8 protein-coding genes are annotated in these 11,149 nt (G+C 46.2%); 1 reads left to right on the forward strand and 7 read right to left on the reverse strand.

Annotation, left to right across the window (positions count from 1 at the left end; all coding sequences use genetic code 11):
* Positions 1-402: 402 nt before the first annotated feature.
* The 7 genes from CHB92_RS25020 to CHB92_RS25045 all read right to left on the reverse strand — a co-directional run bounded on the left by CHB92_RS25020 (position 403) and on the right by CHB92_RS25045 (position 8,712).
* Positions 403-999, reverse strand: coding sequence for an MCP four helix bundle domain-containing protein (locus CHB92_RS25020; protein ID WP_089321982.1), 597 nt, complete (start codon positions 997-999; stop codon positions 403-405).
* Positions 1,000-1,400: 401 nt separating this feature from the next.
* Complete coding sequence (locus CHB92_RS25025) at positions 1,401-1,703, reverse strand: hypothetical protein (RefSeq protein WP_179223158.1); 303 nt, start codon at positions 1,701-1,703, stop codon at positions 1,401-1,403.
* A gap of 86 nt (positions 1,704-1,789) precedes the next feature.
* Positions 1,790-1,927, reverse strand: coding sequence for a hypothetical protein (locus CHB92_RS25970; protein ID WP_179223159.1), 138 nt, complete (start codon positions 1,925-1,927; stop codon positions 1,790-1,792).
* A gap of 499 nt (positions 1,928-2,426) precedes the next feature.
* The gene (locus CHB92_RS25030) at positions 2,427-5,027 is read right to left on the reverse strand and encodes a family 20 glycosylhydrolase (RefSeq protein ID WP_218824312.1); all 2,601 of its coding nucleotides are present in this window, start codon (positions 5,025-5,027) and stop codon (positions 2,427-2,429) included.
* A gap of 437 nt (positions 5,028-5,464) precedes the next feature.
* Positions 5,465-7,171: a DUF4091 domain-containing protein gene (locus tag CHB92_RS25035; protein WP_089321977.1), complete on the reverse strand. Its 1,707-nt coding sequence runs from the start codon at positions 7,169-7,171 to the stop codon at positions 5,465-5,467.
* Positions 7,172-7,986: 815 nt separating this feature from the next.
* Entirely contained in the window at positions 7,987-8,439 is a 453-nt protein-coding gene (locus CHB92_RS26545) for a transposase (RefSeq protein WP_089321978.1), read from the reverse strand.
* Positions 8,440-8,475: 36 nt separating this feature from the next.
* On the reverse strand, positions 8,476-8,712 hold the full coding sequence (locus CHB92_RS25045) for a transposase (protein ID WP_089321979.1): 237 nt from the start codon (positions 8,710-8,712) through the stop codon (positions 8,476-8,478).
* A 507-nt stretch (positions 8,713-9,219) separates the two neighbouring features.
* Between CHB92_RS25045 and CHB92_RS25050 the strand changes: the two genes are divergently transcribed.
* Positions 9,220-10,263 carry a LacI family DNA-binding transcriptional regulator gene (locus CHB92_RS25050; RefSeq protein ID WP_089321980.1) on the forward strand — a complete coding sequence of 348 codons (1,044 nt, stop codon included), beginning with the start codon at positions 9,220-9,222 and terminating at the stop codon, positions 10,261-10,263.
* Positions 10,264-11,149: the final 886 nt, after the last annotated feature.

Consider the following 11,149-nt stretch of genomic DNA (forward strand, 5'->3'; position numbering starts at 1 on the left):
TACTGAGAAATCTTTAGCTGCTGTTGCTGTGCTAAGTCTAAAAAATGCTGTTGTAGTTTCTTTTTTTGCTGTTTCTGCATCTTTTGAATAAGCAGAATAGGCACAATGAAAAGTGCAAGGGAAAAAATCCCCATGATAACTGATTCGAAATCCATCTTTGATTGAGTTAAATTCTAAACAAGCCATGCCCCAGTGCTGAATAGTACTATCGGCACTGGGGCATGGCTACGAAACTTCCAAAGTGTAAACGTTCAGCTGCAGTATGCCGCCATCGCCCGTAATCTAGCCTCAGGGAAAGCGCCTGCACATGGGGTGGCTGTCTCCAAAGGCAAGTACAGGCCCTACGGCAGTATTCTTCTATTCGCTATGACTTTAATTTAAACTACGTTGTTATGATTATTTTCAGTTACCTTTTGGTTTGTACATAATAATTATTTGGATGAGAATAGCCATAAGAACCAGAAACACAATTTCAATTTGTGTAAATAAGGCTATAGTATCCATTGCTTGGTTGCTTATGAACATCTGTCGTCTGCCTTCCTTAAGTTGCACTTTCGACAAGTCATAAAGGTGCTGACTTATTTCGTCTAAGCTCTTTAAGATATGATTTGTTTCCCTAGTCTCCGAATGTGTATATTCCTTTTCTAACTCTCTTAAGTTACTTAGTTCCTCTTTTAGATTATTAAAGATGAGCTGCTCTTTTTTGGTCAGCATTGTCTGCTCATACCTTTGTATCAAGCCGTCTATGTCAAGGTTGGTCTTATTGTTCTCTTCCTCAAAGAAAAGCGAATCTGCGGAGACTACAGCAACTTCCTTTTCTTGAATCCACATAGATATTTCAAAGAGCAAATCGCTGGCAACAATTCTATCTTCGTAAATCGTTGTTACCGAGTATTCTAACCTGTTAAAATTGTCTTTGTCAATGAGGTTGGTTATAAGCACAATGAAGAATACCAATAGGATACTTGCGACCCATCTTATTTTATTAAAAGTAGTCATATTTTTTATCTGAACCCTACCGAGGTATGAAGGATATAGCATACAGCCGGTGTTGACATTCAACAGAGTTTAACTAATCAAATTCATTCTATTTCGTATTTAGCTTCTTTGTGAGTTACTCACAACGGCTTTGATCACCTCATGTGCTTATTGTGCGCCCAGTATGGGCGCCTGATACTGAAGGTACCAAATTACTCCAGAAGGTGCAAGGGAACTTACAACCTAAAAGGAGGCATTCGACACTGGCCTACCTGCCTACTCGCCCATCGGAACAATGGTTACACCAGCGAAGTGTGGCTGCCTTGGTAAAACTCTCCAGTAAACTGTTGTAATTCCACTCCCTATGGTGCTACTAATCTCCTCCATTGCCCGCGTATGGGCATTGAGGCTTCTCCCCTTTACTAGACAATCGAGCGCTGCCGTCGGCTGAAGGGCTTGCCATCTGTGTCAGTCTTAAAGAAATACTGGCGCAGCTCCGGGCGAATGCTTTCGAAAAAATAGCGCAGGTAGCCCACAAGGGGACAATTGCGAGGCAGCGTAAGCCGCCCCTGCAGGATATTCTGCCAGAATATCAGGTGCAGGGGCACGACAGGCACGAGCAGCCAGAGCACAGACAGCTGAGAAAAGCCAGTCATGGCGATCAGGAAATATATGGTGACGAGCGCAAAAGCAAAAGCCTGCCTTACGCTAAGTTTTGTTGCCATAACTTAAAGTAATTTGAACAAAGACACAGCATGTAAACCTGCAGCACCCTTTGGAGGGACCTGCTAGACTTATATAGAAGAACTGGTTATAGGGCCGGAGGCTCCGGCTTACCTGTTAAAGTTCTTGTGAGCGGTAAAAAGTGGTATACCAGCACCAGGAGCCAGTCGATGAAGTGTTCCTGCAGTTCCAGGAACTGCGTATTGTATAGCTCCAGCTGCTCCATTGGCCGCCGTTTAATAGTTTTACCATTATGTGAAGGTAGACCCAGGTATACTACAAGATAACAACAAGTTTGTATGATAAGCTAACTCTTCAATCCAGCGAATGCCTGTTCTTCTTTAGGGAAGATACTGATGGATGTTGCTATGAGCAGAACAGGGAACAAAGCTTTGACCATGACACCCATTTTGTTAAAAAGGTTATAAGGGGTTTGTCTCTAGGCTTACCCTTACTTGTAGGGCTTCATTACGTAATAACGATATAACTCCGAATACCCTTAGACAAATTCACGTTCCTATTAGTAAGGTAGTACCTTTTCTCTCAAGGCGAAGGACTTCCTCTTCCTGCAAGCATTCTGAGCAAGACAGAGCTCTGCACAGGGTTTACCATTATGGAGTGAGGACGATGACAACCTGCTCAAAAACGATGAGTACATAGGCGTAGTTCTCGCATTATGCGATGCGATGATAAATTTTTTAGCTAACGTATAGCAGACATCGCTCCTAAAGTACATCCTGGGTTTCTGTATGGCTCCTCAAGCCCCGGATATCAAGCGGTATAAAAGTAAACATCCACTTTACCGGGTTATGCCAATCCCTGCCTTTGAAGCTTGCGACTGGTAGTTTAACCAGCACCGTATTCCAACCTTTTTTAACAGGAGCAGCTATGGGCACTCGATACTCATAACCTTCGTCTATTAACGGTATCTCAGGGTTTCCTTGCTGTCCTGCTCTCTTCCACGCTGGTGGCGCTATGGCCTCACCATTCAGGTATACAGCACTACCCTTGTTATCCCAGGTTCCATTAGCGGGCGTATCAGAGTTCTGGGAGCGGGAAAGATTTTGGAAGCCGATCCAGAACAGGCCTGTAGTATCCACGTCACTCCAGAATTGGGTGGTAGCGTACCACGTCGTATTTTCTTCCGGTTTTTTTAATACACCTGTCACCAATGGATCCCAGAAGTGACGCAGCACAACGGTTCCTCCCGCTGCTTCAGCTGCCGGCTTTTTACCTTTGAAAATTTTCCTCTCTGGAGCAAATGAAGCAAATACGTCTCCTTTATTCTTATAGGGACCGAATAGCTTCCATGTCATACCTGCCTGCGCGGCATATGGGAAGGGCATGCCTTCAAAATAGGACTTCTGATGATCCAGCAACCGGTTCTCAAAGTCCTGAAAATCTCGTTGCTGCTTTGTCTGATCAACTTGTATATTAGTGATCCAGCCAGGGTACCCGCCGCCTTTCCAGCTTCGTTCTGCAAAAGCCAATATGCTGGGGTAAACCGGGTTCATCTGCAGTACATCTTCCTGCTTCAGCACATTACGGTCGTGCCATAAACAGAGGGTACCACCTAATACAACACTGTCTCCCGTATCTCGGTCACCGATGCGTCGGCTGAATATAGTGGTAATGGCCTCCAACGGATCCATGTGGTTGATGTACAGGTGGCGAGAGTCAATGTACTTCTGCCCGGAATCAACAGCACCGTCTCGCATCCACAGTTGGCGTACAGTAGCCTTATCGAGATTCCCGCCCGGGTCCCAACCAATCGTTTTCTTGCCTCTCTCGTGCAGCCAGGCTGTTACCTGAGGCAGGAATGCCTGATTTGTAATCTCCACCTCATCACCACCTATGTGCACGTAGGGCACATCATAGGTGTCGCAAAAGTCACTGAGAATGTTCTTCAGGTAGGCCAGCCCCTGCTCGCTTTGCATATCTACGCCCATGGCGCGGGTGAAAGCGGCGCTGTGGCCTGGCATATCGATTTCAGGCACCAAAGTAATGTGGCGGTCCTTGCAGTACTGAATCAGTTCCTGCATCTCGTCTACAGTATAGTAAGCCCCTTTATTACGCGTCATATGCTCCGGAGCGGTAAGCTGCGGGTATCTGGGCACCTCCAGTCGCCACGCAATATCCTCTGTCAGATGGAAATGAAAGATGTTGAGCTTATAGCGAGCCATCACGTCTATCTGCTCTTTGATCATTTCCATTGTCTGGTAGTTCCGCCCCACGTCCACCATATAGCCCCGCCATCCGTAGGCTGGCCAGTCGCGTACCTGGCAACCGGGTATAAATGTTTTATCACGCATGAGCTGGGCAAGAGTCTGCACCCCATTAAAAATACCGTGACCCGTGTTAGCCTTTAGCTGCACTTTATCGTTTGTTACCTCTAAGGTATAAGCCTCTTCTGACAGTCGTGGGGCGCCGGTTGAGGAAATTGCCAAGACAATGTGGGGTTCACCGGCTACTGCATTTTTCTTTATTTGCACGGCAAGACCATGCTCTCTAAGCATAGATTTGAGCTTCATGGCCTCCGCCTGCAGTTCAGGGTCTTGAATCACAATGCTGCGGGTTTGGTAAAGCGGGAAAGCCTCATTTGTCCATTGCAGCTGCTGCGGCGCCGGCAGGATAGCAGGCTTGGCCTGCAGGTCGAACACCTCGTCGAAGACCAGGTGCTTCCAGAGCATATAACCGTTCCCATTCAGGTGTAGGCCATCGTTGGTGTAGCTGGCGTTGAGGTTGCCGCTTCGGTCAGAGAAGGGTGTGTGCAAGTCTATGAATGAGTAGTTATACCTGGCAGCGTTTGTCTGAAGCTGCGCGTTTACATGCTTTATCTGCTTCCCATTGCCAGTGTGGCCGCTGAACTTTTTGAACCGGCCATTAACCGGCAGGATACTCTGTATGTACAGTTGAGTCAGCGGGGCTTCCCGTCTCAAATAATCCGCTATCCAGAACAAATTTTTCAGCAGGCTGTCTGGGGCTATGCCTCTAGCCAAATCATTGGTTCCTACTAATAGGAACACTTTCTCCGGCTTACGTAGCACGACTTCTTTCAAACGATTCATCACCCCTGGGGAGGTATCACCACTGATGCCTCGGTTCTTTACACGTCTGTCACCGAATAACTCACCCCACTCTCCGCCATCGCTGAGGCTGTTCCCCAGGAAGATTATATCCCTTGAAGTTTGCGGCAGACTCCTGAAGTGGGTTGCCCGCTGGTGATAATAGGTAGAAAAGAGGCTGTCAGCCAGTTGCCCCGGCTCTACCTGAGCTACTGCAGCACTGCTGATGAACAGGAGAAAAAGGAATACAAACTTTCTCATAAGATAAGAGGAATTATGAACTATACTGAGGCACCTTGCCATCAGGGGGAGATACTTGCTGAATTGAAGGGACGAAGTATCTCTCTATTGTTATATCTTTAGAATTGGAACAATCTTCTTGCGTGGCTCCGATGGCAACGCTCCCAGACCTTCTTCTGCTTCCTTGCCAACTATCACCGACAATCAAGCAGCTCAACTGACGTCGATTAAAACTCACTCATCTGCGGTATCTTTCTCGTGAATGTTATCCAAAGAGCTTCTAGGCCATCCAATCCACTGGGTATAGGTGCAGGGGTTCTTCCTGATACCTAAAGGCAACACCCATAGGCTTTATTGAACAAGCCAAATACTTCCATTCAAAAATTGTCTTTAGTAGTGTCTTTCAATGTATATTAAAAACATATTGTGTCCCGGGGACAGCCCTAGGACTACACAGTTCATAGTTGCAGCATAGCCTCCTTTGCGGTGCGAACCATTGTTTCCGCCGGTGTGTTAGCCAGAACTTGCAGCTCAAAGGGACTCAGGATGCTTTCTAGCTCCTTAAGTTTACTTTGGTTGCCGGTGCGTGAGAACTCCTCGCGCAATAGGCGAACCTTCTCATAGTCCTGTATCCCCTCTACAAGCTTCTCAAAGCGGACAGAAGTCAGCGGGCCAGGATACACCTGATAGGTATCACCGGCAGGCCAAGTCCTGAACCTGCTGTCCCGCAAGGGGTTCTCTACCCAACTGTTATAGGCCCAGCGTAAATAACCTGTAAAACCCTGTGCCGCCGCGTACCACCCTATCCAAGTTTGCTCTGCGGGGGGTGAGAAGGTGAAGCCGTTGGGGTGCGCTTCCTCACAACTAGTGTAAAACGTGCTCGACATGCCACTGGCATTGCGCCGCTGTAGCACCAGATCATCGAACTTCCACTTGGAGGCAATGCTATAGTCGAAAATGTCCTTTTCAATCTCTGGGTGGTAAATACCTGCCAGCGCAATCTTCCAGTGCGGGTCGCTATCCTTTAGCAGGTTAATGACTGCCTGCATGTCGGGTAATGGCCGCTCATCCATCGCGATGGAGGTAATGGAGAACCAGCCCTTCTCCTTCAAATGGTTGGCGAAGTCACGAAGAAAGCAACCCCAGAAAGCGCTGTATGCCGGCGTGCCGGCCTTAGCCTTAAGCACCGCTTCCCTGCCAGTACCTTCATCAAAGTACGTAAAGGCCATTCTCCAAGGCACCATCGTATAGCAGTTGATGCGCTCCCTGATACCGCAAGACATTACAAAAGATATGTAGTTATCAAAAATACTATAATCATAAGCCCAGGTTCCATCCTTTTTCCTTGTCCACTTAATCAGGCTAGGAAAGTTGTCATAAGTCTGGTGATTCCATGGCTCATCTATAATGCTGGCGGTAATGCTTTTCTGACCGGCCGCAGCTAGCATAGTGTAATAAGGCCTCATCAGAGCATAGTGCTCTTGGCTCCAAAGCGGCACTTGGTGTACACGGGCAATAGCGGCCGGGTGCTGCCATAGGTCCAGATCAAAGGCCCATTGGCTAGGGAGCGGAAGTTCCCGCTCCTGTACTTTTACAGTAATCGGCAGCTTGTAGGTTTTATCAGCCTTTACAATGACAGTCCCCCTGTAAGTACTGGCCTGTATACTGCGGGGCACAGCGACGCTTAGCCACACAGGCTGCACCTTATTCGCCGCAACCGATGTGAAGGAGCCTGTATCAATTGGGTCGGCCACCCAAGAGGAATCATAGTCTACCGCTTTACGGTGCCCGCAACCCTTCCCGAACTCGTCGGTAAGCACATACCGTACAAACCCGGCTCTGATGTTGGTTGCCTCGATGCGGTTTCCTTTTCCATCCTTTAGGTCAGAAAGACTTATACGAAGTTGCGGTATCTCCCTATTCGCCCAAACCAATAGCTGCGTATGGACTTTTTCGCCCTTCCAGGCCACAGCCGCCCATTTGCTTAAACGAGGTACCTGCGGCACCTGGTCTTGTGCAAAACGTGTATTGCTGCTGGCAAAGCTTACATTCACCGCCGGGTTCAACAGGGTTGCCCAATCATTAAATTTGTAGTGCTGCGCCCTGAGGGGCACTACTATCAGCACTAGAAAAAGGATAGCCGACCCACGTAAAAGCTTTCTCATTCAAATACTACCTTTCAGTTCAAGATAATTTATATGTTAATCTATTCCGGCTCTCATCTTTTTGGTTCACTCTATACTGTCTACCTTGAGTTGATTCTACATAAGGCGAACGCTTATAAAAAGGGCTGCGTTAACGTTAACGCAAATTAGGAAAAACGATTCCTCTTTCTTCATATAACTGCTAATTCAGCTGTAAGCATTCAAGAAACACCCACACCTTCCCTTGCCAAGGGAGTTTTCAATACTTGATAGCCCCTCTAGGCAGGGCGAACAATAATAAATCTGCTGATACTGCCACTACTTTTAGCAGAGACAACTTACCTGGCCCACTACAGGCCTTCGTTTTACAGAGATAGTTCCTTAGTTTTATGAGAAAGATAGGCAATGTTAACGTAAACGCAAAGCTAAAATCGTAATTTCCTAAAGCTTCATCCCCTACTTATCGTCTGTTGAATGCGTTAATACAATCTACCTGCTACTAATAAAACCGTAACAACAAAGCCAACAGAACCCTATCGCTCGCATGCTATAGACCAGATGCTGAATATCGAAGCTGCAGTTCGTCTCTCTTAGTGATGTGTGGCCGTAAAGCAGGCACTTAAGCACAACTTACTTACGACAGTTAAGGCTCTATCTCTAAAGACACAATACTGCCCTCTTTGAGAGTTATGCCGCTACCGTTGAAATCCTTAGTGTGGTGGAGTCTGGTTACCAGAGAACGTGCATCCTATTGATAGATTAAGAGCAGATAAACAATTATCTAAAATCACATTAGGGCTTAGTGCATGAAAAGTTGGGTACCACTGTTAGTAGGCTTATTCCATGGACAGAATTATTCCCGATTGTTCTGCATTCCTAGGGTGTGTCTGAAAATAAGGTTTTAGGCAGACTCTCACAAAAGCAAGTTGAACGAAAGCCAGGTAGCTGTCGGCGGGCTTATCGAATCTGTAGGCAAACCGCCTCATTTCCTTGAGCCTTTCGATGATATTCCTTTGGCGGTACAGCTCTTTGCTCACGCTAGGCGGTCTTCCCTTTCTTCTGCGCCTGCTTTCCGCAGCGAGGCCTCTTTCGGGTATCTGGGCCTTTATCGACTGTTCCCGCAGCGCCTTTCGAATGGTCTGGCTGTAGTACCCTTTGTCGGCCACAACCACGCTGTGCTTTTTCTCTTCCAGCTCAAGGAGCCTGAGAAACTGCGGGGCCTCACCGGCCTGCCCACCACTCAGACGCACCTGAAGCGGTAAGCCCCTGCCGCAGCACAAAAGGTGCACCTTCGTGGAGAAGCCGGCCCTGGACCTGCCTAGGGCCTAGTCTGCCTGCCATTTTTTAGCCCCCGCAGCTGCTTTATGAGCTTTGTTGAAGGTAGTCTCCACCAACCAAGGGTTCTGGTCCAGATACCCGCCCTGCAGCAGGCGCAGCCTTAGCTTCCTGAGCTCTTTCTCAAACACGCCCTGCTGCTGCCACATGCGGAACCTGTCGTAGACCGTCTGCCAGGGACCATACTTCTCGGGCAAGTCCCGCCAGGGGCTGCCCGAGCAAAGGATTCAGAAGACACCGTTGAGGATGTCCCTATCGGACCTGCCCTTGCCGTCTTCTCTGACTACTGGCTGCGGCAGCTCATCTTGTATAAGCTCCCACTGCCGCTGACTTAGTTTGTATCTGCCGCGGCTCATCTTCTATCTTCCCTCCAACTGCCACAACCACGGCAGATATAACTAAATTCCATTTTCCAGACACAGCCTAAGTACATTCATATTTGTTTCTTTTTGTAACTTCCATTTACACGGAAAATTGGAATAAAGGCTTGGTTTTAATAATTAATTTACAATTTTATTGGTCGCTTAGCTATGAGAGGGCTACCTTTCTATTCACAGAGTAAAAATTTAGTAATATTGTTACTCTCTTTCCATAGAAGAGTAGCTAACGGGCAAATGAGCCTTTGCCGAACACGTACCTAAGCCCCCTTATCCGTTCAATAATAAGATATAGGACAGGTACTAAACATTTCAAAATGTGCGTAAATTATAACCAAGAACAATAAAGAGCGCTATATGATCAGAATAAAGGACATTGCTGAGAGAGCCAATGTTTCGAATGGAACCGTAGACCGTGTGCTCCATAACCGGGGGAGAGTGGCCGAAGATGTGCGCCAACGAGTACTTAAAATTGCTCAACAGCTTAATTACAAGCCAAACCTCTTAGCCCGAGCCCTATCCAGTACTAAAGTTTTCCATATCGCTGTCCTTGCCCCTGACCCTGCCATTGATAACTATTGGCAAGCACCTAAAGATGGCATTAAAAAGGCGGAGGAAGAGCTAATCCAATATGGCCTGAAGATAACACAGATTAATTTTGACCCCTTTGATGCAAGCTCCTTTTCTAAGGCGGCAGACAAAGTTGAAGTAAGTTCCTTTGACGGTTTACTTATAGCTCCTGTTTTCTACCGGCAATCACTGGCATATTTTAACAAATGGAAACGCCAAGGTATTCCTTTTGTACTTTTTAATACACACATTCCTGACTATGAGCCACTCATGTACATAGGGCAAGATTCTTACCAAAGCGGCTTTTTAGCTGGAAAGCTACTGCACTATGGCTACAAGGATAAAGCCACCTTCATGGTGGTCCACGTTGAGGAGGACGTACCTAACTCTTCTCATTTGATTCATAAAGAACAAGGGTTTGTGGACTATTTCACTACTCAAGGATTAGAAAGTGTGTATAATATTTTGCGGGTAAACTTGCAACAGAAGATTTCACAGCAACTTGACTTATTGTTTAAAGATACACCTAAAATCAAAGGCATTTTTGTCACGAACTCTAAGGCCCATGTTATAGCCGAGTATTTACAACAACGAGAGTTAAGGCATGTCAACTTAGTGGGATATGACCTAATCGAGAGAAACCTTGGCTACCTGAATAATGATTATATTAGCTTTCTCATAAACCAGAACCCGAAGGGACAAGGTTATTGGGGCATCAAAAGCTTAGCGGATCATCTGATATTCAACAAAAAAAATAATCCTATTAAATATTTGCCTTTAGACATAATTACCAAAGAAAACCTGCATTATTATGTAGAGGCGGATTTATAACCAAACAGCAGACACAGACTTAGCCTTATTCGTCAAGATGTTTCTCTTCGCCAAGCCTTTTTTCTACTACAACGTCCTGCTCATGCTGCCTTAATAACTATCATCAGCATGGCAAAAGCCGCAGAAAGAGAGGTGCTTATGGCATGCACCTCCCTTTCGACGGATCAGCCGCAGAGCTTCAAGCTAATAACGCACTTTCCCAGTTGTTGGTGCTGTCGATGTGTGATTTTAAGCTATTGGACTTGTGGAATCTGCCACAGTATTAAGTAAGCAATTCACTTCAGAAGTTACTAATTAAAAATATGTCTCCATCAGTACTCGGAGACAGCAGTTACGAGAAAAGCTAACGATCAACTTCACTACTTCTCCCCTCTCTGAATAGAAATGTTTTCTTGTGACCTTACTCAAAATGGGGCAGCACATTTTAACTTCCTCCTGCACCTTATTTGGGAATAGCTCTTCTCTTGGAAAGGCAAAGTCTGAAGCCCCTCCATGTCTTGGAAAAATGAATTTGTGACACAACCCCAAAAGGCACCCCTGTCTTGTTTTTTGGTGGTTCAGCGGCCACAGAAACACAACTCTTATAAATTTATGGGCTTGTTGGCATCCTTGTTCTATAAAATTATACATCACGGCACTAGATAAATTCTTTGTTACCCTCCAGTAGAAAAGTAAGGGTAACAAAGCACATGATCATTCTTCTGTTTTTAGCGAGGATTCTTTTGCACCTCATCAATTTTATTTTAGATTTGTGTGTCCGTGCACGCATTTCAAAAATAGCTATAAATTCCAATGTCACGATTAAATCTTTTAGAAGAGACCCGTTTCGAGAAACTTCCGGTAACAGTTTATTCTGATCCACAGACAGCCTCCAAGACTGTTGCCC

Source organism: Pontibacter ummariensis, from assembly GCF_900188175.1.
In the GTDB taxonomy this organism is placed as follows: Bacteria; Bacteroidota; Bacteroidia; order Cytophagales; family Hymenobacteraceae; genus Pontibacter; species Pontibacter ummariensis.